The organism is Litorivita pollutaquae (assembly GCF_003205515.1).
In the GTDB taxonomy this organism is placed as follows: domain Bacteria; phylum Pseudomonadota; class Alphaproteobacteria; order Rhodobacterales; family Rhodobacteraceae; genus Litorivita; species Litorivita pollutaquae.
On sequence record NZ_KZ826485.1, the window covers coordinates 135029 to 160335 of the forward strand.

The window sequence follows — 25307 nt, forward strand, 5'->3', positions numbered from 1 at the left end:
GAGAATGAAAATATTGTTTAAGACTGCACCGAGAGTGCAAAAATCTATGGGTCACATGGCCCTACGGTCCGAATACTAAAGGTATCCTTCACCGCGAAAGCTCAACTCGCGGGATTTACCGATGATCAAATGATCATGCACTGCCAAGCCCAATGCGCCGGCGGCCTGTGCGACCTGTTCGGTCATGGCGATATCTTGCTGTGAGGGGGTGGGATCGCCCGATGGATGATTATGCACCAAAATCAGCGCGCTCGCGTTCAATTCAAGCGCCCGTTTAACCACCTCGCGCGGATAGACCGGAACATGATCGACGGTGCCGCGCGCTTGCTCTTCATCCGCGATAAGCACGTTTTTGCGGTCCAGATATAGAATACGGAATTGCTCTGTCTCGCGGTGCGCCATTGTCATGTGGCAATAATCAAGGATCGCATCCCAACTGGAAATCACATGGCGTTGCATGACCTTGGACCGAGAGAGCCGATGTGCTGCGGCCTCAACGATCTTCAATTCGGTCACGACCGCAGCGCCCACGCCACTCACTGCCAACAACCGCTCGGGCGCTGCCGATACCACGCGGTTAAAATCACCAAATATCTCCAGAAGTTGCCGCGCCAACGGTTTTACATCCTGTCGGGGGATCGCCCGAAACAGTACCAATTCGAGCATCTCGTAATCCGGCAAGGCCGCCGCCCCGCCCGACAGAAATCTTTCACGCAACCGTTTGCGGTGGTCCCGGATATACGAGGGCAATCGCCCCGATTTTAGCGGCGTTTCAGGGGCTTCATCCTCCCCGAATAAGGACAAGGGCGCCTCATGAAAGACATTGGCATCACGCATGCCCGCATCATGGCGCAAACTTGGTTACCGAGAGGTTAACCCCGCCCCGCCACCAAGATGAAAACAGGCCCCCCAATCGGGAGGCCTGTGTCAAAGCAATCGGAAAGCTCCGGAAGCGCGCAGGGTGGCGATCACCCCTTCATGCTGTCCCAAAAATTCTTCACCGACGAAAAGAAGCTTTTGCCTTCAGGATTGTTATCCTCTGACAAATCCTCGAATTCGCGAAGAATTTCCTTCTGGCGGCTGGTCAGATTGACCGGCGTTTCTACAGCCAATTCGATGAACATATCACCCGCCGAACCACCACGCAGCGCCGGCATACCCTTGGCACGCAAGCGCATTTGACGGCCCGACTGACTGCCTGCCGGGATCTTCACGCGGCTACGGCCGCCGTCAATCGTCGGCACTTCGATGTCGCCGCCTAGGGCCGCAGAGGACATAGAGACCGGAACGCGACAGAACAGATTGTTCCCCTCGCGCTCGAAGATCTTGTGCGGGGTGACCTCGATAAAGATATAAAGATCGCCCGCAGGCCCGCCGCGCATCCCAGCCTCGCCCTCACCGGACAAACGAATCCGCGTGCCGGTTTCAACGCCCGCAGGGATATTCACCGCCAATGAACGGTCTTTGTGCACGCGACCATTGCCGCCGCATTCCTTGCATGGGTTCTTGATGATCTGGCCAAGACCCGAACAGGTCGGACAGGTCCGTTCAACCGTGAAAAACCCTTGCTGCGCACGAACCTTGCCCATCCCCGAACAGGTCGGACAGGTCGCCGGTTCCGCGCCGCCTTCGGCTCCGGAACCTTCACAGCTCTCGCAAGCGATAGAGGTCGGGACATTGATGGTTTTTTGCAGGCCGGAATAGGCGTCTTCCAAACTCACCCGCAGATTGTAGCGCAGGTCAGAGCCGCGCGCGGCGCGCCCGCGACCACCGCCTTGACCGCCGCCGCGTTGCCCCATGAAATCGCCAAAGAGGTCGTCAAACACATCCGAGAAAGCCGAGGCGAAATCGCCCTGTTGCCCGGGATGACCGCCGCGCGGCCCGCCGCCGCCCATTCCGCCCTCGAAAGCCGCATGGCCATAGCGGTCATAAGCTGCCTTTTTGTCAGCGTCTTTCAGGACTTCATAGGCCTCGTTGGCCTCTTTGAATTTGGTCTCTGCGTCCGGATTATCGGAATTGCGATCCGGATGGAATTCTTTCGCCTTGGTCCGATATGCTTTTTTGATTTCGTCGGCTGAGGCACCTTTTTTGATGCCAAGCACATCGTAGAAGTCACGTTTTGCCATTGGGTTCCCCCTTCATGGAACGTCAGAGGCCGGCCCGGCGCGTTGCCGGCCGGCCTCTGCTAAGTTCCGATTGGCGCTTACGAGCGCTTGTCGTCGCCGAGGTCTTCGAAATCCGCATCGACGATATCATCGTCGCCCGGAGCTGCGCCCTCATCGGCGGCCATCGGCTCGTCGCCGCCTTCGTCTTGGCTGGCCTTATAGATCGCCTCACCCAACTTCATGGCCGCTTCGGTCACGTTCTGGATGCCCGATTTGATCTTCTCGGCGTTCTCGGTCTCAAGTTCGTCCTTGAGCGCCGCAATGGCCAATTCGATCGCTTCAATCGTGGTCGGGTCAACTTTATCCGCGTGCTCTTCCATCGACTTCTCGGTCGAGTGGATGAGGCTCTCGGCTTGGTTCTTGGCCTCGACCAGATCCTTACGCTCTTTATCCGCTTCCGCGTTGGCCTCGGCATCCTTGACCATGTTCTCGATGTCCTCGTCGGTCAAACCACCGGACGCTTGGATCGTGATCTTCTGCTCTTTGCCGGTGCCTTTGTCGAGGGCGCCAACCGACACGATACCGTTGGCATCAATATCAAAGGTCACTTCGATCTGGGGCATGCCGCGCGGCGCGGGCGGGATGTTTTCAAGGTTGAATTGACCCAGAATTTTATTGTCCGCCGCCATTTCACGTTCGCCTTGGAACACGCGGATGGTGACCGCGTTTTGATTGTCCTCGGCGGTCGAGAAGACCTGCGATTTCTTGGTCGGGATCGTGGTGTTCCGATCGATCAAGCGGGTGAATACACCGCCCAATGTTTCGATACCGAGCGACAACGGCGTCACATCAAGCAGAACCACGTCTTTGACGTCGCCTTGCAAAACGCCCGCTTGGATCGCGGCGCCCATGGCGACAACCTCATCCGGGTTCACACCCTTATGCGGCTCCTTGCCAAAGAACTTGGACACTTCTTCCATGACCTTGGGCATGCGGGTCATACCGCCGACGAGAACAACTTCGTCGATGTCCGACGTAGACAGGCCCGCATCTTTCAGGGCCGCCTGACACGGCTTGATCGAGGCTTTGATCAAATCACCAACAAGGCTTTCCAATTTCGCACGGGTCAGCTTCATCACGAGGTGAAGCGGTTGACCGCCCTTCGGGTCCATCGAGATAAACGGTTGGTTGATCTCGGTCTGGCTTGACGAGGACAGCTCGATTTTGGCTTTCTCGGCCGCTTCTTTCAAACGCTGAAGCGCCATTTTGTCTTTGGTCAGATCAACGCCGTTCTCTTTTTTGAATTGATCCGCAAGATAGTTGACGATGCGCATGTCAAAGTCTTCACCGCCAAGGAACGTATCGCCGTTGGTGGATTTCACTTCAAACAGGCCATCATCGATCTCAAGGATCGTGACGTCGAATGTACCGCCGCCAAGGTCATAAACCGCGATGGTATGGGTTTCTTCTTTGTCGAGACCGTAGGCCAAGGCCGCCGCAGTCGGTTCGTTGATGATCCGCAGCACTTCGAGACCGGCAATTTTACCGGCATCCTTGGTGGCCTGACGTTGGGCATCGTTAAAATATGCCGGAACGGTGATGACGGCCTGCGTCACCTCTTCACCAAGGTAGCTTTCGGCGGTTTCTTTCATTTTGCCCAGGATGAAGGCGGAAATTTGCGATGGGGAGTATTTCTCACCCTTGGCTTCAACCCATGCATCACCGTTGCCGCCATTGATGACAGTAAACGGCAGGTTTTTGAGGTCTTTCGCAAGATCCGCGTCATCAAACCGGCGCCCGATCAGGCGCTTGACGCCAAATACGGTATTGTCGGGGTTGGTCACAGCTTGACGCTTCGCGGGCTGACCGACGAGGCGTTCGCTATCCGTAAACGCAACGATAGACGGCGTTGTGCGCGCGCCTTCAGCGTTTTCAATCACACGCGGCTGGCTGCCGTCCATGATCGCAATACAGGAGTTCGTGGTTCCGAGGTCGATACCAATCACTTTGGCCATTTGTTAGATCCCTTCTACTTAAGGCGATGTCCCGAGACGCGAACCCATTACGGCATCCTCGCCCCGATTTCGGTGTGTGAGGCCCGCCCAATCCAAGGGTCGGTGCATCACGCTTCGAAGCGTATATAGGGAGGGGAATTTGACGCTGCAAGCGCCCTACCACTAGGGTTTTCTAGATTTTGCGCTATTTTTGCAGATAAGCTGAAAAATCGGTGCCTTTCGGGGGTGAAGCAAAGGCAAAAGGGGGTTTTATGCCGCTCAATTCGCAACAAATGCCGCATGCGACCACAGCCAAACCTCTGCTGCTGCGGGGGTTCGAGATTTATAAATCCTTCCTTACGCCCTCTGCGCAGGAGGCCATGCTGTCCGATCTGCGTGATGTGGTGCGCGCCGCGCCGTTGTTTTCCCCAATGACCCCCTATGGCAAACCGATGTCCGTGCGCATGACATCCTCGGGCACATACGGTTGGGTTTCGGACCGGCGCGGATATCGCTACGCGCCGCAGCATCCGGACGGCACAGCATGGCCGGCCATCCCCGAAACCATCATGGAGGTCTGGCGGGCAGTATCGCAAACGGATCGGTCCCCCGATTGTTGTTTAATGAATTTCTACGCGGAAGGCGCGCGAATGGGCTTGCACCAGGACCGCGACGAGGCCGATTTCGCCTATCCGGTTGTGTCAATTTCCCTCGGCAATGAAGCGCTTTTTCGCATTGGCAATCCCGAACGGGGCGGCAAAACCGAATCGCTTTGGTTGCACTCTGGCGATGTGGTGGTAATGGGCGGGGCGGCGCGGTTGACCTATCACGGCGTAGACCGGATTAAATTTGGTGCTTCGCCACTGATGCCCAAAGGTGGGCGGATCAACTTGACGCTGCGGGTGGTTGATTAGCGTTCAAGACGGCAACACCCTGCATAGAAGGCGTTTGACGCAGATGAGCCAACCATCAGATCGACACCAAATCCATAGGTCCGGTCCGACATTCCGTCAGAGCACATCTCGCGGCGAATGATCGCTGTGGCGCCCAGATCCTGCCCCTCGAGCAACAATCCATAGCGCCCACTATACCCCATCGCCGACAGGCTTTGCCCGACGCGCAACTCAATAGGCGGCGCGTCCGGCAGCGAGAATTCGGCTCTCCTATCATCGATCATCAAGGCCCAGAACGGCTCTGTCCCGCTGCAGATCAGGCCCGCAGGCAAGGCGTCTTCCTGCCCGTCTTGCCGCGCGAGGTAACGCAGCGCGACCCAACCGGAGCCTTCACCCGCACCCACCATCGCCCAGCGCCGATCCCCTGATAACGTCACGACCGCGACATTCGTTGCATCAAATGCCAAAGTGCCCAAAATTTGCGCATCCGCTTCAGGCGCCGCCCGAACATTCAACGCGTCATTCGATGCCACGCCGGTGACATCATAATAGGCCGGCAAAGCCGCATTTTGCGCCTGCACCGCCCCAACGAGCAAAAAGAACCCGGCGGATCACCGGCGCGCGCTCCACGACGCCGAAGCATGACGGCGGGTGTAAAATTCACCCATCAATCCGATCATCAACAACACCACACCGATGATCAACGCATACTCCCACGAGCTATAGCGTGGTGCGTAATTGATAAAAACATAGCCGCGCGCTTGGTCAATCGTGTGAAACAACGGGTTCCAATCAAACATCGCCAACATAAAGCTTGGCAACGTATTCGCCACGAACATCTTTCCCGACGCGATCATATTGGCCCGCTGGTAGATCGTGGTGAAAATCCCCACAAACCCCGGCGCCCAAGGTTTGATCGCCAGTAAAACCACGCCCAAAGCCACGCCGACAAACCACGCGATCAGCAGCATGCCAAAGGCCGCAATCGGTTGATCCATCTCAAAGGGCGTCACCGCGACATAATAGATGAACAGCACCACAAACAGCGACAGCACCTGTATATAAAGCGTACCAAGCGCTGCCGACAGAATCGCCACGATGGTATTCATCGGCGCATGTTTCATCATCGGCGAGGCCGGCCCTTCGGACCCCACGACTGCGCCCAATGTCTTGGAATGGGTCAGATACAGGAAAATTCCCGACATAATATACAGCAGGAAATCCCCGCGCAGCGCATTGCCGCGCAGCCCAAGAACCGAAAACATCACATAAAAAGCCAGCACGAAAATCGCCACCTGCAACATATTGCTCAGCAGCGACACCATCGCATTGCGGTGGCTTTTGCGCACAGATCGCACAATGGAATGATAGACAAGCTCGCCCATCACCATCGCGGAATTGCGGCCCCGCCTATTTTGGGATTGTTGAAACATCGCCTCACTGCTCCGCTTTAGGCGGCCTTTATATCACGGAATTCTTGCCGTTCGGTTAGGGTCATACCATAAGTGGCCCTAATTATATTATCAACAAAACAGGAGCGCCGCTGCGCCCTGCCACTCTGGAGTGTGACATTGGATTACGAAAAGCTGACCATCGAGATGCGCCGCCTTGCCCTTTTGGCGGGTGACAAAATCATGGAAATTTACAACTCGGACGATTTCGAGGTCAAAACCAAATCCGACGACAGCCCCGTCACCGCCGCCGATGAAGCCGCCGATGCGCTGATCTCGGCCGGTCTGCGCGCCGCCTTTCCCGATGTGATGTTGGTCACCGAAGAACAAGCCGACACCCACGACAGCACCGGCAAGACATTCTTGATCGTCGATCCATTGGACGGCACCAAAGAATTCGTCCATCGCCGCGGCGATTTCACCGTCAACATCGCCTATGTCGAAAACGGCACCCCCACACGCGGCGTGGTCTACGCCCCCGCCAAGGACCGCATGTTCTTCACCGACAGCTCCGGCGACAGCTATGAAGAAACCGCGCCCTTTGACCCGGCCAAGGTCGGTGAATTGGTGCCCATCAAAGTGTCTGATGCCAATAACGAAGCTTTGCTCGTCGTTGCGTCGAAATCGCACCGCGATCAGGCCACCGATGACTACATCAATAAATACGCCGTCGCGGACATGAAAAGCGCCGGTTCGTCGCTGAAATTCTGCCTGATCGCCACGGGCGAGGCGGATATCTACCCCCGCGTCGGCCGCACCATGGAATGGGATACCGCCGCAGGTCACGCCGTTTTGCACGGCGCCGGCGGCAAGGTCGTGCGCTTCGACGATCATTCCCCTCTGGTCTATGGCAAAGACGGCTACGCCAATCCGTTCTTCATCGCCTACAGCCCAAGCGTCGAATTGAAAGACGCGTAAATGCCGGTTCTGGTCGTCATCCCCGCCCGCTTTGCCTCGACACGCTATCCCGGCAAACCTCTGGTCGCTTTGACCGGCGCAGGCGGCACCTCCAAAAGCCTGATCCAGCGGTCATGGGAAGCGGCCAGTTCCGTCAGTGGCGTGGACCGCGTGGTGGTGGCAACCGATGACGACCGCATCCGCGACGCGGCGCAGGCCTTTGGCGCCGAGGTGGTGATGACCTCGCAATCTTGCGCCAATGGCACAGAGCGTTGCGCCGAAGCCTTGGAAAACCTCGGCGGCGGGTATGACATCGTGGTCAATCTGCAAGGCGATGCGCCGCTGACCCCGCATTGGTTCGTCGAAGATTTGGTCAAAGGATTGCAAAACGATCCGATGGCCGAAGTCGCGACGCCGGTTTTGCGCTGTGATGCGCGGGCCTTGAACGGATTGTTGGAGGATCGCAAGGCGGGCCGTGTCGGCGGCACCACGGCGGTGTTCAGCAAGGACCGCCATGCGCTCTATTTCTCCAAGGAAGTCGTTCCGTTTACCTCCAAAACCTACACAGATGAGGATGAAACCCCCGTGTTTCACCATGTCGGTGTCTACGCCTACCGCCCCTCTGCTCTTGCCGCCTATTCCAAATGGGACTCCGGTCCGTTGGAGGGACTTGAAGGCCTCGAACAACTGCGGTTTTTGGAGCGCGGGCGTCCTGTTCTTTGCGTCGAGGTCGAGGCCCGCGGAAGACAGTTTTGGGAACTCAACAACCCCGAAGACGTGCCACGGATCGAAGCGATGATGGCCGAGATGGGCATGCAATAATGCGCCTTGCGGAAGCCCCTCCTTCGGTTTCCGTCATCATCGTCAGCCGCGCGCGCGCTGCGGCGCTGCGCCTATGCCTCACCGGTGTGGCGCGACTGAATTATCCAAGCTATGAAATCATTCTCGTCGCCGACCCCGAAGGGCTGCGCGTGGCGCAGGACATGGGTCTTGCCGGCGAGATAAAAACCGTCGCCTATGATACTGCCAATATCTCTGCGGCGCGTAACCTTGGCATCGGCGAAGCCGCCGGCGAAATCGTCGCCTTCATCGACGATGATGCGGTGCCCGAACCGCTTTGGCTCACCCATCTCGCCGCGCCCTTTGCCGACCCCGAGGTCATGACCACAGGGGGATATGTATTGGGGCGCAACGGCATCAGCTTTCAATGGAAAGCCCGCAGCATCGACCGCGCCGCACGCACCGCCGACATCCATATGAGCGACGAAATCCGCGCCACCGTCTTGCACCCGACACGCGAGCGCGCAATCAAAACCGAAGGCACCAATATGGCGGTGCGCCGCGATCTTTTGGCCGATATGGGCGGGTTTGATCCTGCCTTTCGGTTCTATCTGGATGAAAGCGATCTTAACCTGCGGCTGGCCGCATCGGGTCACGCCACCGCCATCGTGCCTCTGGCCCAAGTCCACCACGGATACGCCGCCTCTGCCCGCCGCCGCGCCAACCGTGCGCCCCGCGATCTGCATCAGATCGGCGCCAGTCTTGCAGTCTTCTTGCGCAAACACTGTCCCGAATCGGAGCAGGCCACACGCCTGACTGAAGAGATCCGTGCGCAGGATGCGCGACTTATTGCCTGTCTGATCGACGGACGCCTCGAACCGCGTGATATCCGCCGCTTGCGACGCAGCCTGCGCGCGGGAATAGATGACGGTCAACGCCGTGCAATCGCTCCCTTGCTGCCGCTGTCACGCGCTGCCTGCGGCTTTCGCGCTTTCGCCTCCCTGAGCACCGGTAGTCACCGCGTGATATTTGGACCTCTCTCCAAGCGTAAAGAATTGAAAGAACAGGCAAAATCCTGTGCAGAGTCTGGTGGGACAGTTTCGCTTTTTATATTTTCGCACACCGCCCTATTTCACCGAATACGCTTCACCAATGAGGGCTATTGGCTCCAGTGGGGCGGGCTTTTTGGCCGCAGCCAGCGCAACGGCCCAATTTTCAAGATCTGGCGCCTTGCGTCGCGCGCCAGAGCCGAAGCCAAACGCATCGCCGGCGCCCGTGGTTTGGCTGAATTTTGATGAATATTTAGCACATCGCCCGAATTTTGAGCCCAGCTTTCCATAATTCCCCCCTATTGTCATATGACCTAGACGAACGAGATGATAAGATGCGGCATCCCAAGGTGCTGCGGGCAAATATATTTTCAGGAGTGAATGATGCGCAAAAAGATTACCAAGGCAATTTTCCCGGTCGCAGGCATGGGGACGCGTTTCCTCCCTGCTACGAAATCGGTGCCGAAGGAGATCATGACGCTGGTAGACCGCCCGTTGATCCAATACGCAATCGACGAGGCCCGTGAAGCAGGCATCAAGGAATTCATCTTTGTAACGTCCCGCGGCAAGGGCGCGCTTGAGGACTACTTCGACCATTCTCCCACCCTTGAGGCCGATCTGCGCCGCAAGGGCAAAAAAGAGCTTTTGGAAATCCTCAAAGCCACCAATATGGACAGCGGCGCCATCGCCTATATCCGTCAACACAAGGCGCTTGGCCTGGGACACGCCGTTTGGTGCGCCCGCCGGCTGATCGCCAACGAACCCTTCGCCGTGATCTTGCCCGATGACGTGATCGCCGCCGAGAAGCCCTGCCTCAAGCAGATGGTCGAAGCCTATGAAGAAACCCAAGGCAACATCGTTGCGGCGATGGAAGTGCCCAAGGAAAAAGCGTCGGCTTACGGTATTTTGGATGTCAAAGAAGACATGGGATCGCTCGTCTCGGTCAAAGGCATGGTCGAAAAGCCCAAATCCGGCGACGAACCGTCGAACCTTGCCGTGATCGGACGGTATATCCTGACGCCGAAAATCCTGCAAAACCTGAACCAGAAGCGATCCGGTGCCGGCGGCGAAATTCAACTCACCGATGCCATTGCCGAAGAAATTCCGAATGGTAATGTTTATGGCTATCGTTTCCGTGGTCAACGGTTCGATTGCGGCTCCAAAGCCGGCTTCCTGCAAGCCACGGTGTCCTTTGCTCTCGCCCGCGACGAATTGCGTGACGAGCTGCGCCAATTCCTCGAAGAAATCGTTCATGTGAACAAAGCCGCGCAATAAGCGGCTTTGTTGGCAACAAGACCAAGACAAAGGAACGACCATTGACCAATGTTCTGGTGACAGGCGGCGCGGGCTATATCGGCTCGCACGCCTGCAAGGCACTTCGCGCGGCAGGCTACACGCCTGTCACCTTCGACAACCTCGTCACCGGCTGGGAAGACGCGGTCAAATTCGGCCCCTTTGAAAAGGGTGACTTGCTGGATCGTGCGCGGATCGACGAGGTATTTGCCAAATATGCCCCCATCGCCGTGATGCATTTTGCCGCCCTGTCACAGGTTGGCGAAAGCATGCAGGTGCCTGGGAAATACTGGCGCAACAACGTCGTAGGCTCGCTGAACCTGATCGAAGCGGCCGTCGCGGCGGATTGCCATAACTTTGTATTCTCATCGACATGCGCCACCTATGGCGATCAAGACAACGTGGTTTTGGACGAGAATTCCGCGCAACATCCGATCAACGCCTATGGCGCATCCAAACGCGCCATCGAAGACATCCTGCGCGATTTCGAGGCTTCCAACGGACTGAACCATGTCATCTTCCGCTACTTCAATGTCGCGGGCGCCGACCCCGAGGCAGAAGTGGGTGAGCACCACCAGCCCGAAACCCATCTCATCCCGCTGATGCTGGATGCGATTGACGGCAAGCGCGATGCGCTAACGATTTTCGGCACCGACTACGAGACGCCGGACGGCACCTGCATCCGCGATTATGTCCATGTTTGCGATTTGGTCGATGCGCATGTTTTGGGGCTCAAATGGCTCGAGAAGGACAAAGGCAGCCGGGTTTTCAATCTGGGCACCGGATCGGGATTTTCGGTGCGCGAAGTCATCGACCATTCGCGCGCGGTGACCAATCGCGCGGTGCCCTTCAACGAAGGCGCGCGCCGCCCCGGAGATTGCACCAAGCTGGTATCGGGATCGACCCGCGCCGAACAAGAATTAGGTTGGACACCCACGCGTTCGACCTTGCAAACCATGATCGCAGACGCGTGGAAATGGCACCAAACTGGCCATTACGACAAATAATCCCCCGCCTGCGCGCGTGTTGGACATCACCCGTCTGATCCGTCGGAGCGGTGAGGTTTTGACAGGTGTGGACCGTGTAGAACTTGCCTATCTGCGGCATTTGGTGGCCGACACGGGCATCCCGTTTTTCACGCTTGCGCGCACGACTTATGGCTATGTTTTGCTTGACCGCGACGGAGCAGATGCCGTGCTTGCGCGGATCACCGGCGCGCACGATTGGGGCGCAGCGGACCGTTTGTCGCGCGTGGCGCGCAAGCTTTCCCCGATGCAAAAACGCGCGCAATCGGACCTGCGCCGTCACGCCATCACCCGCTGCCGTCCGCATCGTTTGCAACGGATGTTGACCCGCGCCCTGCCGCGCGGCTTGCAGTATTTCAACACCGGACATTCCAACCTTACCGATCGGGTGCTCCACGCCCTACGCCACGGACCACGGGCGCAAATAAACGTGTTGATCCATGACGCGATCCCCTTGGATTACCCGCAATATACGCGGCCCGAAGCGGTGCTGCGGTTTGCCGCTCTGCTACGCCGTATCGGCGCCTATGCGGATCGCGTGATCTACAATTCGCAAGATACCCGCACCCGTGTCGAGGCCCATTTGGCCAAGGTTGCCCCGCCGCCCGCATCCATCGTTGCCCATCTGGGCGTCGAGAGCATCCCGGGCGCGCCGCTTCCCGACGTGCTCAACCGCTTGTCCGCAGATGAGAAGCCGTTTTTTATGATCCTCGGCACCATAGAGCCGCGTAAAAACCATGCGTTTTTGCTCGACATTTGGGACCGGATGCGCGCCGAAATGCCCGCGTGTGACGTGCCGCATTTGTTGATCTGCGGCAAACGCGGCTGGCAAAACGAAGCGGTCTTTGCGCGGCTCGACGCCCTGCCCGCTGACGCCCCCATCCATGAGCTGCACGACCTCACCGATGGCCAGATCGTCACGCTGCTGTCCCGGGCCCGGGCATTGTTGTTTCCCAGCTTCGCCGAAGGCTATGGGCTTCCTGCCGTCGAAGCGGCACAGGTCGGATGTCCGATCGTCGCCGCGCCCTTACCGGTTTTCACCGAAGTCCTCGGCGGTTTACCCGTTTACGCAGAGGTAAATGACGGGTATCATTGGCAAAAGATTATTATGGGTCTTGCCAAAGGCAAGCGGGCATCTGGCGCCAAAGACGAAGGCATACCTTCGCGTTTCATTGCGCCGGATTGGGACACACATTTCAATGCCGTCTTAAGAATGGCATGATATCGCATCCCATGACCTGCGTAAAACGCGGCAGGATAAGGGGATACGGTTTTGGGTGCACTGCAGTCCTATCGGCTCAGGGTTCAGCGGCGACGCTGGCGCATTCGTGCGTTCCGGAAACGGCGTGAGTTGAACTCCATTGCAGACCGCACCAAGCATATCCGTCGTGGCGATATCTTGGTGTTTTCAACCCTGCGCAACGAGAAAATCCGCCTGCCATTCTTTTTGAAATACTACCGTGATATCGGCGTGAACCACTTTTTCATTGTCGATAATGGCAGCACCGATGGCAGCGCCGAATATCTGGCCGATCAACCCGACGTATCCCTGTGGCATACCGAATCCGGGTATAAGCGGGCGCGCTTTGGGGTGGACTGGCTGAACTGGCTGCAAATGCGATACGCCGACGGGCATTGGGCTTTGGTCGTCGATCCGGATGAGTTTTTGGTCTATCCGTTTTGCGACACGCGGCCCCTGCGGGCGCTGACGGATTGGCTGGACGCCTCGTCGATCAAAAGCTTCTCTGCCATGCTTTTGGATATGTATCCCAAGGGTCGCATCGACGCCGAACCCTATCAAGCGGGCCAGGATCCTTTGCAAATCGCCAATTGGTTCGACAGCGGCAATTATACCATCACCAAAAACAAAATCTTCGGCAATCTGTGGATTCAGGGCGGACCGCGCCAACGGGTGTTTTTTCCCGACAAACCCGCCAAGGCACCCGCATTGAACAAGATCCCCTTGGTGAAATGGGACCGCAAATACGCTTATGTCAGCTCGACCCATATGCTTTTGCCGCGCGGATTAAACCTTGTATATGATGAATGGGGTGGCGAAAAAGCCAGCGGCGTTTTGCTGCATACGAAATTTCTCGACACCTTCACCGCCAAGGCCGCCGAGGAATTGGAACGCAAACAGCATTATGCCGCTTCGGTCGAATACAAGGCCTACGCAGAAACGCTACAGGACGACCCCGAACTTTGGTGCAAATGGTCGGAGAAGTATATCAACTGGCGGCAACTTGAGATCCTCGGGTTGATGTCAAAAGGCAACTGGGCCTGACAATGGTCCTTCGGGGCGCACGGACATACCGGGGCATGGCCAATGAGCCGCCCCAACACAGGAGCAACCGCAGGTGAGCGTTGGGATCATTATGCTGGTGCATACAGCACTGGCCCGGGCCGAGCAGGTGGCCCGTCACTGGGCGGCGGCAGGCTGTCCGGTCGTGATCCATGTCGACAAGGCCGTGCCCCGCAAAACCTATGCCGCGTTCTCCGCTTCCTTGGCCGATATACCGGACGTCAAATTATGTGTGCGGCACCGATGTGAATGGGGCACATGGGGCATCGTCGCCGGCGCACAATCCGCTTCGGAACTCATGCTGAAAAGCTTTCCCGATGTGCGCCATGTCTACCTTGCTTCCGGCGCCTGCCTGCCGCTGCGGCCTGTGCAGGAATTGATCGACTATCTCGACAGCCGCCCGCGCACCGATTTCATTGAAAGCGCAACAACGGCGGATGTGCCGTGGACGGTGGGGGGATTGGATCACGAACGCTTCACCATGCGTTTTCCGTTTTCGTGGAAAAAACACCGGTATCTTTTTGACCGTTACGTTTTGCTGCAACGCCGGATTGGCTACAAACGCCGCATTCCCAATGGCATCCTCCCGCATATGGGGAGCCAGTGGTGGTGCCTGACGCGGCAAACGCTGTCGGCGATATTGGAAGACCCTGAACGCGCAACCTATGACCGCTATTTCTCCAAAGTCTGGATTCCCGACGAAAGCTATTTCCAAACGCTGGCACGGCAATACTCCACCAATATCGAAAGCCGTTCACTCACGCTGAGCAAATTTGATTTTCAAGGCAAACCGCATATTTTCTACGACGATCACCTGCAACTGTTGCGCCGCTCCGATTGTTTTGTAGCCCGCAAAATCTGGCCCCACGCGGACCGGCTGTATGATGCATTTTTGACCGATTCCGCCGGCGCAATGAAGCGCACGGAGCCCAACCCTGGTAAAATCGACCGGATTTTCGCCAAGGCCGTCGAGCGCCGCACCCGTGGCCGCCCCGGCCTTTATATGCAGGGTCGGTGGCCCAACGACGGGTGGGACAACGGCATGACCTCGTCAAAATATTCGGTGTTCGAAGGGTTTTCAGACCTGTTTGAGGATTTCGAGTCATGGCTCGGAAAAGCCACGGGTGCACGGGTGCACGGGCATCTTTATGGCCCCGAACAGGTGGAATATCACGGCGGGCAAAACATCATCAACGGCGCACTGAGCGACAGTGCCGCAATACGTGATTACAATCCCAAAGGCTTTCTCACCAACCTGATCTGGAACACCCGCGGCGAACGGCAATGCTTTCAATTCGGCCCCCGCGACAATCAGGACATCAGCTGGGATCTTGCCAAAGATCCCAACGCCCAGATCAGCGTAATTAGCGGCGCATGGGCGGTGCCGCTTTTCTTTTCCAACAAGAATTTTGCCGAGATCCGCGCCGAAGCCGCGCGCCTTCAACGCATCGAAAGCCAACATCTCGACGTGCTGCGGTCCCCCTATAGCAAGGCCCGCATTCGCATCTGGTCCATGGCGGAGTTTATCGAAGCTCCGATGGAGCCTTTGCAGACCATCATCGACGAGATCGGCCCAAAGAACATGCGCCGCTTGGCCGAAGCCCCGAAAATGGTCGATCTTTCGGGATTTGGCCAGTTCTTGCAGAACCTCAAAAACCAAGGAATGCATCCCTATCTCATGGGCGATTTCCCTGTTACCAATGATAAAAACCTCGCCCCGCGTAAATCGCGCAAACCCTATCTGGTGCAGTAATACCCAATGACCGCCCGTTTTGACTACTTCGTCGTTTTTGCCGAAATGCGCACCGGATCGAATTTTCTGGAAGCGAACCTCAACGCCTTTGAGGGCATCGAATGCCACGGCGAAGCCTTTAATCCGCATTTCATTGGCTATCCGAATGTCGACAATATCCTTGGGGTTACTCAAGCCATGCGCGAAGGCGACCCCGCGCGTTTGATCGAAACGGTCAAAGCACAGAATGGCGTATTGGGGGGCTTCCGGTTTTTCCACGACCACGACCCGCGCGCCTTGGACATGACGCTCAATGATCCGCGCTGCGCCAAGATCATCCTGACCCGCAATCCGGTAGACAGTTACGTCAGCTGGAAAATTGCCCAAGCGACCGGGCAATGGAAGCTGACCGATGCGCGACGCCGCAAGGACGGCAAGGCCGAATTCGACCGTGATGAATTCGAGCGCCATCTCGCCAAGCTGCAAGCCTTTCAGGTCACCCTGCTCAACACGCTGCAATGTTCTGGTCAAACTGCATTTTATGTCGCTTATGAAGACCTGCAAAGCGTCGAGGTGATGAACGGCCTAGCCAAATATCTCGGTCTGGATGAAGCCTTGGACAGCCTCGATAAGAAGCTGAAGAAACAAAATCCCAGCCCGATTTCCGACAAGGTCGAGAATTTCGAGGCCATGGAGGAGGCTTTGGTGCGGCTGGATACCTTCAACCTGACCCGCACTCCGAACTTTGAACCGCGCCGCGGCCCTGTGGTGCCCTCCTATGTAGCCTGTGCCACCGCGCCCTTGCTCTACCTACCGGTGCGCGGCGGACCGGAGGCGCAGGTGCAAGACTGGATGGCAGCGCTCGACGGGGTGGACACCGGCGCCTTGCAAACCAAATTCAACCAAAAGGCGCTGCGGCAATGGAAGCGCGGCCATACCGGCCACCGGACCTTCACCGTGCTGCGCCATCCCGCCGCCCGCGCCCATCATGCGTTTTGCACACATATTCTGTCCACGGGCACTGCGGCCTATTCCGACATCCGCAAAACCCTGCGCAAACTTTATAAATTGCCGATCCCGGGACAGGGGCCGATGGAAAAGCCCGATGGGGCCTATGATCGCCGCGCCCACCGCGAAGCTTTCGTCGCCTTCCTGACCTTTTTAAAGGCCAATCTTGCCGGACAAACCGGCGTGCGCATCGACAGCACTTGGGCCAGCGCCGCAAATACGGTGCAAGGCTTTGGCACCTTTGCCCTGCCGGATTTCATTTTGCGCGAAGACGAGATGGAAGCCTATTTGCCCGCCATTGCCCATCAGGTTGGCCGCACCGACCCGCCCGATCCCGTTGCCGCGCGGGACGATGCTCCGTTTGCATTGGCCGATATCTATGACGGTGACATCGAAGCCATGATCGCGGATATCTATCAACGCGATTACATGATGTTCGGTTTTGGCCCTTGGGCCGAGACGGCATAAGTCAGAACCCACCAAACACAAAACGGCCCGCAATCTCGCGCGCCGTTTTAAAGTTGAAAATTCCGCATGGCGTTACGCCGCTTGCACCGCCGGACTTTCGGTCAGGATCGTGTAAAGCGTTGCAGCATCTGCATTGGCACGCAATTTCGCACAGACACGGGCATCACGCAGGGTCCGAGAAACAAGCGCCAGCGCCTTGAGGTGCTCGACCCCTGCATCTTCGGGCGCAAAAAGCGCAAAAGCGATATCGACCGGCTGGCGGTCAACGGCTTCGAAATCGACCGGTTTTTCGAGCAAGATGAACGCACCGATCACATCACTGATCCCGTCGATCCGCGCATGAGGCAGGGCCACGCCATGACCCACTCCGGTCGGACCGAGGCTCTCGCGCTCTTGCAACGCTTCGACAGCCAATCCCGCACGAATACCATAGGCGGAGAACGCAAGGTCCCCGAATTCATGCAATAGCCGTTTTTTGCTTGAGGCCGCCGAGATTACCTTGACCGCCTCAGGCTTGAGGATCTTGGATAGTTCCATAGTCCGTATATCGCTCCGACTGCGTGGGTAAACCCCGCCGCCTCAATTCTTGGGATCTATCCAACCGATATTGCCGTCTTCACGACGATATACCACGTTGACCCCTTCGTTACCTTCATTGCGGAAAATCAGAACCGGAGCATTTGCGAGTTCCATCTGCATCACCGCTTCGCCGACTGACAGCGAAGGAATCTTCGCTTCCATCTCGGCCACGATAATCGGTTGCAGTGTCTCGGGTTCCGAATCTTCATCATCCGCGTGATCTGAGGCGAGGATATACGAGGAACCCGCAAAAAGTTCAACTGGCTGCGATCGGTTGCTGTGATGGTCTTTCAAACGGCGCTTGTAGCGGCGCAATTGTTTTTCCAACTTGGCACAGCAGCTGTCAAAAGCGGCGTAAATTTCGTGTTCGTGCGCTTTGGCTTGCGCGGTCAATCCGGTGGACAAATGCACCGTCGCCTCGCACACAAATTCGCTCGCACTTTTGGAGAAGATCACCTGTGCGTCAGTCGGACGCTCGGCATATTTACTTACTGCTTCGCCCAATTCGGTTTGAACATGGGTTTGCAACGCCTTGCCGATATCGATTTGTTTTCCACTGATCTGGTAGCGCATGTCGTCTCCTTTACATGACACACCGGCAGCCTAATCAAGCCTCGCGCACCATCGGCGCGCGAGCTGAAATGTTAGCAGCCGGATGCTGGGATGAGACACCGGCTTTGCGAAGCCACGTTCAGCCCCAACGAGAAGGCCGCACAAGAAAGCAAGGCAAGAAGCACGAATGTCATACCCTATTTGACGCCCGATCCCACGATGTTGTCAATCCACATGGGCAAAAAGAATCCCCGATACATGCGCGATTTCTTGCGCGGGCGTTAAGAGATCTTAAAGTTATCGCCCAAATAAACACGCCGCACATTCTCGTTGCGCACCACTTCGTCGGGGGTGCCGGACATCAAAACCTTGCCGTCGTGCAAGATATAAGCGCGATCAACGATCTCGAGCGTTTCGCGCACATTGTGGTCGGTGATCAATACACCGATGCCGCGTTTTTTCAAATCCGAGACCAGATGCCGGATATCACCGACCGAAATCGGGTCAACGCCGGCAAAAGGTTCATCTAACAAAAGATACTTCGGATCGGCGGCCAGACAGCGCGCGATCTCGACCCGACGCCGTTCGCCGCCCGACAAGGCCAATGCCGGCGCACGGCGCAGGTGTTCAATTGAAAAATCGGACAGCAACTCTTCGAGACGCTCACGCCGCTTATGCGGATCTTTCACCGTGATATCGAGAATCGCCCCGATGTTATCTTCGACGCTAAGCCCGCGAAACACCGACATTTCTTGCGGCAGATACCCGATGCCCAATTTGGCGCGGCGATACATCGGCAATCCGGTCACATCGCGCCCGTCAATCATCACGTGACCGCCCTCGGGATACACCAATCCCGCAATCGAGTAGAATGTCGTCGTCTTGCCGCAGCCATTCGGGCCAAGCAAAGCCACAACCTCGCCCCGTTGCAAATCGATCGTCACATCACGGATCACCACACGTTTCTTGTAGGATTTGCGCAGGTTAACAATATGCAACCCCGATGTGCCTTCGGTCACCGTCAATTGCGGCGCGCCTGCACCGTTTGCCGTTAGCTCACCCATTGCTTATTTGCCTTGCTTCAAGATCGTACGCACACGGCCACCCATTTGCGCCGTGCCCTTTTCCAAATCAACAGTCATCCGCTCAGACGACATAACCGACGGTCCCTGCGCCAACAGAACGTCACCCTCCATGACGATCACTTGGGCGTCGATATCATAGCGCGCGTTACGGGCCTCGGCGGCATCTTCTCCAGACACCAATGTGACGCCGCCACTGGCCTCAAGCCGCTCAATCCGTTCACTCGCCTCTGCGTAGATCACCAAGACCTTGGGGGCCGCCAATCTCATGGCGCCCTGGGCAATCACCACATGTCCGGTAAAGATCGCGGTGCCATCGCTTTGGTTGACCGCGAGATTATCCGCCGTCACCTCGACCGGTGCATCGCCTTGGTCCGCCATCGCGCCAAAGGCCACGCCCTGCGCCGCAACCGGACCTGCAATCCAAAGACATGCCGCCGCAATCAAGCAAAACCCGTAGGCGGCAATGGATTTTTCAACGGACACTCGCGTCACTCCTTATCCTCATTCGGGCTCGCGGCCGAGCCTCCTGCCGGACGGTATATCAGCCGGACGCCTTGTGTGAAAAGCAATTGCGCATCTCCGGTTCCGTTCGGGGCCGATAGCTGCATTTTACCCGCAGTAAAATCACCTGCCGGACCGCGCCCAACCACCTCACCGGCGGTTTCAAGATAGGGCATGCTCATATCCGCACGGATCTGATCGGTGGTGATGTCATAGCCGGTCGAACTGGACAGAACCACGCCTTCATCCAGCACCACATGCACTGCGCCGCCATCGGTTTGAGCCGAAGTCGCACTGAGATTGATCACGCCACCGCCGGCAAGCGCGATGCGGCTGCTCACCGCCTGGGCCAAAAACTGCCGGTTGTCCACCGGGTCAGGCCGCATCGTTGCCGCCGAAAACTGCACCATATCGCCCCGCATCGTTGCGCCGGAAAACGAGGCATCAGTCATGCCTTCTTCTGCCGCACGCTGGGTGAGGTCAGCCTTGGCAAATGGGATGGAGTCCGCTGGCTCGTTGCTGCGTGACAGTAAGAAAAGTGTCGACAACAACCCAAGCGCCGCCACAGGCAGCAGGATTTTCAGCCATGCCACCACCCGCGAGTGAAGGTTCTCGCGCGCCACGCCTTATCCGAGCCCGACGCGCAGGCAATCGTGGATGTGCAACAACCCGTCCGGCGCGCCATTGCCCGTCGGGTCAACCACGAACAAACAGGTGATCTTGCGGGCGTTCATCACCGCCACGGCCTCTTCCGCCAAAGCCTCCGGCGTGAGCGTCGAAGGCGCGCGGGTCATCACATCTTTGGCGGTACGGCTTAAAAGCCCGTCCATGTGGCGACGCAAATCGCCATCGGTGATGATCCCCGCAAGGCGTCCCTCGACATCGGTTACCCCAACCACGCCAAAACCTTTCTGGCTGATCTCAAGCAAGGCATCCCCCATCGGCGTGTCCATGCCGATCAACGGCAAAGCCGCCCCCGAATGCATCAAATCACTCACACGGCTCAGCTGCGCGCCCAATTTGCCACCCGGATGGAAGTCGCGAAAATGTTCAGGCGTGAACTGGCGATGCTCCATCAAGGCCACGGCCAAAGCATCACCAAGGGCAAGCGTCATTGTCGTTGACGAGGTTGGCACGACGCCGGTGCCGCAAGCCTCCTCGGCGCGGGGCAACACGATGCGCACATCAGACTGCTTGATCAACGTCGACTCCGCGCGGCTGGCGACGCCGATCATCGGGATATTAAAACGGCGCGTATAGGCAATAACATCAGCCAATTCCGGCGTTTCGCCCGAATTGGACAGCACCATCACAACATCGGCGCGTGTCAACATGCCCAAATCGCCATGGCTGGCTTCGGACGGATGCACGAATTGCGCCGGTGTGCCGGTGCTGGCTAATGTGGCGGCAATCTTGCGCGCAATATGTCCGGACTTGCCCATGCCGACAATGATCACACGGCCTTGGACCGCGAGCATCAATTCGACGGCTTCGGCGAAACTGTCGTCCAAGCCCGCGCCGAGCTGAGCCAAAGCATCGGCCTCGATCCCGATCACACGGCGCGCGGCGTCTAAAAACACGGCCGCGCGAGCGCTATCTTCCAACTCAGGCATGGGCAAAAATATCCGTCTCGGGCCAACCGGCGATATCCAGTTTTGCGCGCGTCGGTAGGAAATCAAAGCAGGCCTGCGCCAATTCCATCCGGTCCTCGCGCTCAAGGCGTTTGTTCATTTCTTCGCGCAAACGGTGCAAATACAAAACATCCGAAGCCGCATAGTCCAATTGCGCCGCGCTCAATTCTTCCGCGCCCCAATCGCTCATCTGCTGCTGCTTGGAAATATCAACACCCAACATCTCCTGCACCAGTGTTTTCAACCCATGACGGTCCGTATAGGTGCGCACCAGACGGCTGGCAATTTTCGTGCAATACACCGGAGCGGCCAAGGCCCCGAATGTGTGATACATTCCCGCAATGTCAAAGCGGCCGAAGTGGAACAGCTTGAGCACATCAGGATTTTCGAGCATTGCGCAAAGGTTCGGCGCCTCACGCTGGCCCTTGGCGATCTGCACCAGATGCACATTGCCATCCCCACCCGACAGTTGCACAAGGCATAGCCGGTCGCGGTGCGCATGCAACCCCATCGCCTCGCAATCAATCGCCACGACCGGCCCCATGTCGAGCCCATCGGGCAAATCGTTTTGATAAAGGTGGTTGGTCATTCACGCATCCTTTGGTCTGTCTTGCGAGCGGTTCACGCGCGGGTCTCTATTGGCGCTATATAGGACCGCGAAGGCGCAATTGCCAAGGCTATGCACCCTCGGCGCCATTGAAATCCCTGCGAGGCAAGCGGCCAACGGCCTGTTGCGGGGCTATCCGAAAAAGAATCCGGCGCTGCCATTCGGCCGCATATGCGCCCTCCCGCAGGTATGTCGTCTACATATGCTCATCGGCATATCCTGTGCATGATATCTTTGCCCCATGTCTTTGCCACAGTTCGCGAACGTTTCGGCCTAGGACCGGTGCAAACCGCGCCCAAGATACCGCCTGCACTGACAGGTGCCCTGCCCACGATAGGTGACAGCGGGTGCCTGAAGGCGAAAATCGACGCTTCGCCGAATAGATCAGGCGGCGCGGTGATCGGCCAAAGTCACCGCCTCGAAATGCTTCAAAACCGGATAACTGACGCGGGCATGTTCAGGCAATGCGCCGCGCGAAACATCGCACAGGATGCTCGCCGCCAAACCGACGGGGTCGCGCCGCAACCGTCCGATATACAGGCTCTCGACCGCACAGCCTGCTGCCAGAACCGCCTCGTGTTTGGGCAAGACCACCTGCACATAGCTGACCAGAAGATGAGCATCACAACGCATGGCGGAGACGCCGTTGATCATATGACCCGCCGATGCCAATGCCGCCTCGGCCCCGAAAAGATATTCAACCTCTGATCCGCTGATCATCAACCGTTGCTCCGGTCCGACGATGATGTCTTGTTGCAAACCGAAATAGGGCGCGCGCAACCGCACCGGCGCAAAATTGCCGCGCGCGGGCACCGTGCGGCGCACGGTTTGCAGCACCGGCACCAGATCCCCCGATGGCGTATAAACCAGATCGCCGCGCTGTAACGTGCTTGCGGTGCGATAACCGCCAGCCGCCGCGACAGGCGTGGCGAGGCTAAGCGTCGGGGTGGGGCCGACCGGTTCAATCCGGTCCGACAAAGCCGCAAAAATTACATCCGCATCCATGCTGCGCCGTAACGGGTCACGTAACATGTGATGCAAATCTTCCATCATCATCGGCGGCGGCGCCTTGAGTGTGATCGTCACACAAGACGGTCCCTCCGGGCGCTCGACCGTCAAACGCCCCCACCCTTCGGGCACGCTCCAACTGTAGCTGATGCGCAAGACATCGGTGCGCCCCGCGCCGTCGTGATGCAACACCCCATGGGCAACATGATCGCCCAAAGAGCTGGCCACTGCCAGCCCCCCATCCGGCAGGGAATGCAGGGAAAACCCGCTATGCCAAGGGTGGCTGCGCTGGTACGACAAGAGCGATTGCGGCCGCCCGTCCGGTGACAATCGGGTCTCGAGCATGATCGTGCCCTGCGGCATTTGTCGCTGTGTGGCGCCTTGCCCTTTCGGCATCTCCCCCGCCGTCAATCCCGCAGGATTGAGCACGCACCCACCTGTATCAGAGAGACCGATCCAAGCCATCAGAACACCCGAGCCAGACAAGAAAAAGATATCGAAACTAAATCGGGACGGATCACGCGGCGCTCCGCTCGCCAAACAACAGCCGTGCCTCGAAGCCGCGCAGGAGGCGGCGCGCGGCGGGGCTATATCCGGCTCCGGTTTCGGGATCGATCTCGGGGAAAATCGCACAGATCTCGCGCACAATCTCCGCTTCGAAACTCTTGTTGGTTTGCGGCCCCGGCAGGAAGCTTTCGGTTTCTAACCCGGCGGAATAGACCACTTGGTGCCGGTCAAACAGCAAATGCACATATTCTACCGCACCGCCCTCGATCCGCCGGACCGAACAATCATTGACCAGATCCTTGGCGGCGATCAAAACCTCGGCCTCGCCAAACATCAATTCGGCCAAATGATCGCGGATCAATACGCGATGCAAAGGCGACAGAAACAAGGCGTCATGACGGCCAAAGGTATTGGCGTCGATGCGGATCGGGGCGAAATCACCCGTGGCCGCAACGCCGCGCCGCCCGATCCACCGCAATGGTTGCGCACCGTCATCCTTGGTCATCACCAGATCACCGGGTTCAAGGCTCTCGACCGCGGCGTCTCCATCCGGCGTGCGGATCATCGTGCCGGCAACAAAGCAAGGGATCGAGCTAACGGTAACAAACCCCACATCGGTTTGGCCGGTTTCGCTTTGGATGGTGTAGGTAAAGCTGACGTCTTCGACATCCTCATCGGCAAGCACCGTCAAGGTGCCGCGGGTGTTCAAAAACACCTGCTGACCCGTTTTCAGCGTGATCACCTGCCCGGGATAAACGTTATTGCCGTTGATCTGGGTGATGAACAATTGACCGCCAGAGACGTTATAGTCATTGGCCAGCACGTCGATCGTCGTCGAGCCTTCGGCAAAGACATTGCCGACATCCTCATGTGCCACCACGGCGGTTTGCACCGACCCGCCTGCAATCAAAAGATTGCTATCATAACTGGTATCGGTGACATCCGCGATGCCGATACGGATCGAATTGAGCGCCCCTGCATTGACCGGCATGGTCAATGTCATGGTGACGGTGAACCCGTCCATCTCGGTGTTGAACTCCGAGTTGGCATTGTCGACATAAAGGTTCTGGTTCGCTGATCCGTTTATATTGCCCGGATCAATATCACCATCACCCACCGCCAACTCGACCTGTTGACCATTGACCCAAACGCCGACGAAATCCTGATACTGACCGGTGGTGAACTCAGGGTATTCTTCGGATGAAAAAACGAATTGCATCGTCATCACATCGCCATCGGGAATGAAATCTACGTCCATATAGGCCGCATCAAAGGTACGGGTGCCTGCGGCCTCGTTAAAGCCCGCCTCGTTATCAAGGCCGCGGGTGTTGGTGCTTCGAAAATCAGACTGGTTGGCGTCGGCAGGGCGGGTGTTCCAACCTTTTCCGACGGTGCCGGCGGGATTGGTCACGCTATCGGCGCGCCCTGTGGACAAAATCACACCAGTATCCGCCGGCGTCAATCCAGGCGCAACCGTGTCGCCACCTTCGAAAACACCCGAAGAGCGGCTGTCACCACTGACCGAAGCCCCGACCACCTGAACGCCGGGACCAAAAATTTCCTGTGCCATCTGCAGTGCAGAGGCGTTGCTGTTTACAGACAGCTTTGATGCCGCAACCATGACTGCTCCAACCCCTGTTGGAGACAGGATACCCCATCGCACGCCGGATATAATCCAACGTTATCAAACTATTATCATCTTTATTCTGCTCGATAGGGGCCTATTGCGGCCCCACTTTGGTTGCCCTGCCTCGGGTCATTATTACCAAATGGTTAACATATGACAGTCCCATTCCATACGGCTTTCGCGAAGGAAGCCCTGCTAAAGCTCCGAAATCGC

Annotated in this window: 24 protein-coding genes; 10 read left to right on the forward strand and 14 right to left on the reverse strand. The window is 57.5% G+C overall.

Going from position 1 to position 25307, the window contains the following annotated elements; all coding sequences use genetic code 11:
• Positions 1-75: 75 nt before the first annotated feature.
• The 3 genes from radC to dnaK all read right to left on the reverse strand — a co-directional run bounded on the left by radC (position 76) and on the right by dnaK (position 4120).
• Positions 76-837 carry a RadC family protein gene (radC, locus tag DI396_RS10580; protein WP_110796188.1) on the reverse strand — a complete coding sequence of 254 codons (762 nt, stop codon included), beginning with the start codon at positions 835-837 and terminating at the stop codon, positions 76-78.
• Positions 838-968: 131 nt separating this feature from the next.
• Complete coding sequence (dnaJ, locus tag DI396_RS10585) at positions 969-2126, reverse strand: molecular chaperone DnaJ (protein ID WP_110796189.1); 1158 nt, start codon at positions 2124-2126, stop codon at positions 969-971.
• 77 nt (positions 2127-2203) lie between these two features.
• Positions 2204-4120 (reverse strand): molecular chaperone DnaK, encoded by a 1917-nt coding sequence (gene dnaK / locus DI396_RS10590; protein WP_110796190.1) that lies wholly within the window; start codon positions 4118-4120, stop codon positions 2204-2206.
• A 251-nt stretch (positions 4121-4371) separates the two neighbouring features.
• On the opposite strand from dnaK, the gene DI396_RS10595 reads away from it, so the two are divergent.
• Positions 4372-5013 carry an alpha-ketoglutarate-dependent dioxygenase AlkB family protein gene (locus DI396_RS10595; protein WP_235851830.1) on the forward strand — a complete coding sequence of 214 codons (642 nt, stop codon included), beginning with the start codon at positions 4372-4374 and terminating at the stop codon, positions 5011-5013.
• Here the strand turns inward: DI396_RS10595 and DI396_RS10600 are convergent.
• Together DI396_RS10600 and DI396_RS10605 are read right to left on the reverse strand one after the other, a co-directional pair.
• Positions 5010-5588, reverse strand: coding sequence for a COG3650 family protein (locus DI396_RS10600; RefSeq protein ID WP_162617212.1), 579 nt, complete (start codon positions 5586-5588; stop codon positions 5010-5012). The genes DI396_RS10595 and DI396_RS10600 overlap by 4 nt on opposite strands.
• A 15-nt stretch (positions 5589-5603) precedes the next feature.
• Positions 5604-6425 carry an ABC transporter permease gene (locus DI396_RS10605; protein WP_110796192.1) on the reverse strand — a complete coding sequence of 274 codons (822 nt, stop codon included), beginning with the start codon at positions 6423-6425 and terminating at the stop codon, positions 5604-5606.
• Positions 6426-6563: 138 nt separating this feature from the next.
• Here DI396_RS10605 and cysQ point away from each other — a divergent pair, with 138 nt between their 5' ends.
• The 9 genes from cysQ (at position 6564) to DI396_RS10650 (ending at position 16997) form a co-directional block, all read left to right on the forward strand.
• Positions 6564-7361 carry a 3'(2'),5'-bisphosphate nucleotidase CysQ gene (gene cysQ / locus DI396_RS10610; RefSeq protein ID WP_110796283.1) on the forward strand — a complete coding sequence of 266 codons (798 nt, stop codon included), beginning with the start codon at positions 6564-6566 and terminating at the stop codon, positions 7359-7361.
• Positions 7362-8162 (forward strand): 3-deoxy-manno-octulosonate cytidylyltransferase, encoded by an 801-nt coding sequence (locus DI396_RS10615; RefSeq protein ID WP_110796193.1) that lies wholly within the window; start codon positions 7362-7364, stop codon positions 8160-8162.
• The gene (locus tag DI396_RS10620) at positions 8162-9415 is read left to right on the forward strand and encodes a glycosyltransferase family 2 protein (RefSeq protein ID WP_110796194.1); all 1254 of its coding nucleotides are present in this window, start codon (positions 8162-8164) and stop codon (positions 9413-9415) included. Before DI396_RS10615 ends, DI396_RS10620 begins: the two co-directional genes overlap by 1 nt.
• Before the next feature lie 138 nt (positions 9416-9553).
• The gene (gene galU / locus DI396_RS10625; protein ID WP_110796284.1) at positions 9554-10444 is read left to right on the forward strand and encodes a UTP--glucose-1-phosphate uridylyltransferase GalU; all 891 of its coding nucleotides are present in this window, start codon (positions 9554-9556) and stop codon (positions 10442-10444) included.
• A 41-nt stretch (positions 10445-10485) separates the two neighbouring features.
• A complete protein-coding gene (galE, locus tag DI396_RS10630; protein WP_110796195.1) occupies positions 10486-11469 on the forward strand; it encodes a UDP-glucose 4-epimerase GalE in 984 nt (327 codons plus the stop codon).
• Between the two features lie 67 nt (positions 11470-11536).
• Positions 11537-12709, forward strand: coding sequence for a glycosyltransferase family 4 protein (locus DI396_RS10635; protein WP_162617213.1), 1173 nt, complete (start codon positions 11537-11539; stop codon positions 12707-12709).
• 51 nt (positions 12710-12760) lie between these two features.
• Positions 12761-13771 (forward strand): glycosyltransferase family 2 protein, encoded by a 1011-nt coding sequence (locus tag DI396_RS10640; RefSeq protein ID WP_110796197.1) that lies wholly within the window; start codon positions 12761-12763, stop codon positions 13769-13771.
• Positions 13772-13844: 73 nt separating this feature from the next.
• Positions 13845-15542 (forward strand): DUF5927 domain-containing protein, encoded by a 1698-nt coding sequence (locus tag DI396_RS10645; protein WP_110796198.1) that lies wholly within the window; start codon positions 13845-13847, stop codon positions 15540-15542.
• Between the two features lie 6 nt (positions 15543-15548).
• Positions 15549-16997: a sulfotransferase domain-containing protein gene (locus DI396_RS10650; protein ID WP_110796199.1), complete on the forward strand. Its 1449-nt coding sequence runs from the start codon at positions 15549-15551 to the stop codon at positions 16995-16997.
• Positions 16998-17069: 72 nt separating this feature from the next.
• Here DI396_RS10650 and DI396_RS10655 read toward each other — a convergent pair whose 3' ends face one another.
• The 9 genes from DI396_RS10655 to DI396_RS10695 all read right to left on the reverse strand — a co-directional run bounded on the left by DI396_RS10655 (position 17070) and on the right by DI396_RS10695 (position 25088).
• Positions 17070-17534 (reverse strand): PTS sugar transporter subunit IIA, encoded by a 465-nt coding sequence (locus DI396_RS10655; RefSeq protein ID WP_110796200.1) that lies wholly within the window; start codon positions 17532-17534, stop codon positions 17070-17072.
• Positions 17535-17576: 42 nt separating this feature from the next.
• The gene (gene hpf, locus DI396_RS10660; RefSeq protein ID WP_110796201.1) at positions 17577-18149 is read right to left on the reverse strand and encodes a ribosome hibernation-promoting factor, HPF/YfiA family; all 573 of its coding nucleotides are present in this window, start codon (positions 18147-18149) and stop codon (positions 17577-17579) included.
• Positions 18150-18409: 260 nt separating this feature from the next.
• Entirely contained in the window at positions 18410-19192 is a 783-nt protein-coding gene (lptB, locus tag DI396_RS10665) for an LPS export ABC transporter ATP-binding protein (protein WP_110796202.1), read from the reverse strand.
• 3 nt (positions 19193-19195) lie between these two features.
• On the reverse strand, positions 19196-19696 hold the full coding sequence (locus DI396_RS10670) for an LptA/OstA family protein (protein WP_407936309.1): 501 nt from the start codon (positions 19694-19696) through the stop codon (positions 19196-19198).
• Positions 19697-19701: 5 nt separating this feature from the next.
• Entirely contained in the window at positions 19702-20337 is a 636-nt protein-coding gene (locus DI396_RS10675; protein ID WP_110796203.1) for a hypothetical protein, read from the reverse strand.
• A gap of 3 nt (positions 20338-20340) precedes the next feature.
• A complete protein-coding gene (locus DI396_RS10680; RefSeq protein WP_110796204.1) occupies positions 20341-21327 on the reverse strand; it encodes a KpsF/GutQ family sugar-phosphate isomerase in 987 nt (328 codons plus the stop codon).
• Positions 21320-21934, reverse strand: a complete 615-nt coding sequence (locus DI396_RS10685) for a ribonuclease D (protein ID WP_110796205.1) — start codon at positions 21932-21934, stop codon at positions 21320-21322. Before DI396_RS10685 ends, DI396_RS10680 begins: the two co-directional genes overlap by 8 nt.
• Before the next feature lie 402 nt (positions 21935-22336).
• Complete coding sequence (locus DI396_RS10690; RefSeq protein WP_110796206.1) at positions 22337-23425, reverse strand: Hint domain-containing protein; 1089 nt, start codon at positions 23423-23425, stop codon at positions 22337-22339.
• Positions 23426-23477: 52 nt separating this feature from the next.
• On the reverse strand, positions 23478-25088 hold the full coding sequence (locus DI396_RS10695; RefSeq protein WP_110796207.1) for a Hint domain-containing protein: 1611 nt from the start codon (positions 25086-25088) through the stop codon (positions 23478-23480).
• Between the last annotated feature and the right edge of the window lie 219 nt (positions 25089-25307).

Excerpts from the sequence above, each read along its gene's own strand:
- DI396_RS10615 (WP_110796193.1), top strand. The coding sequence starts at position 7,362 with ATGCCGGTTCTGGTCGTCATCCCCGCCCGCTTTGCCTCGACACGCTAT.
- dnaJ (WP_110796189.1), bottom strand. The coding sequence starts at position 2,126 with ATGGCAAAACGTGACTTCTACGATGTGCTTGGCATCAAAAAAGGTGCC.
- DI396_RS10690 (WP_110796206.1), bottom strand. The coding sequence starts at position 23,425 with ATGGCTTGGATCGGTCTCTCTGATACAGGTGGGTGCGTGCTCAATCCT.
- lptB (WP_110796202.1), bottom strand. The coding sequence starts at position 19,192 with ATGGGTGAGCTAACGGCAAACGGTGCAGGCGCGCCGCAATTGACGGTG.
- dnaK (WP_110796190.1), bottom strand. The coding sequence starts at position 4,120 with ATGGCCAAAGTGATTGGTATCGACCTCGGAACCACGAACTCCTGTATT.
- DI396_RS10595 (WP_235851830.1), top strand. The coding sequence starts at position 4,372 with ATGCCGCTCAATTCGCAACAAATGCCGCATGCGACCACAGCCAAACCT.
- DI396_RS10695 (WP_110796207.1), bottom strand. The coding sequence starts at position 25,088 with ATGGTTGCGGCATCAAAGCTGTCTGTAAACAGCAACGCCTCTGCACTG.
- hpf (WP_110796201.1), bottom strand. The coding sequence starts at position 18,149 with ATGCGCTACCAGATCAGTGGAAAACAAATCGATATCGGCAAGGCGTTG.
- radC (WP_110796188.1), bottom strand. The coding sequence starts at position 837 with ATGCGTGATGCCAATGTCTTTCATGAGGCGCCCTTGTCCTTATTCGGG.
- DI396_RS10620 (WP_110796194.1), top strand. The coding sequence starts at position 8,162 with ATGCGCCTTGCGGAAGCCCCTCCTTCGGTTTCCGTCATCATCGTCAGC.
- DI396_RS10680 (WP_110796204.1), bottom strand. The coding sequence starts at position 21,327 with ATGCCTGAGTTGGAAGATAGCGCTCGCGCGGCCGTGTTTTTAGACGCC.
- DI396_RS10605 (WP_110796192.1), bottom strand. The coding sequence starts at position 6,425 with ATGTTTCAACAATCCCAAAATAGGCGGGGCCGCAATTCCGCGATGGTG.
- DI396_RS10655 (WP_110796200.1), bottom strand. The coding sequence starts at position 17,534 with ATGGAACTATCCAAGATCCTCAAGCCTGAGGCGGTCAAGGTAATCTCG.
- DI396_RS10685 (WP_110796205.1), bottom strand. The coding sequence starts at position 21,934 with ATGACCAACCACCTTTATCAAAACGATTTGCCCGATGGGCTCGACATG.
- galU (WP_110796284.1), top strand. The coding sequence starts at position 9,554 with ATGCGCAAAAAGATTACCAAGGCAATTTTCCCGGTCGCAGGCATGGGG.
- DI396_RS10650 (WP_110796199.1), top strand. The coding sequence starts at position 15,549 with ATGACCGCCCGTTTTGACTACTTCGTCGTTTTTGCCGAAATGCGCACC.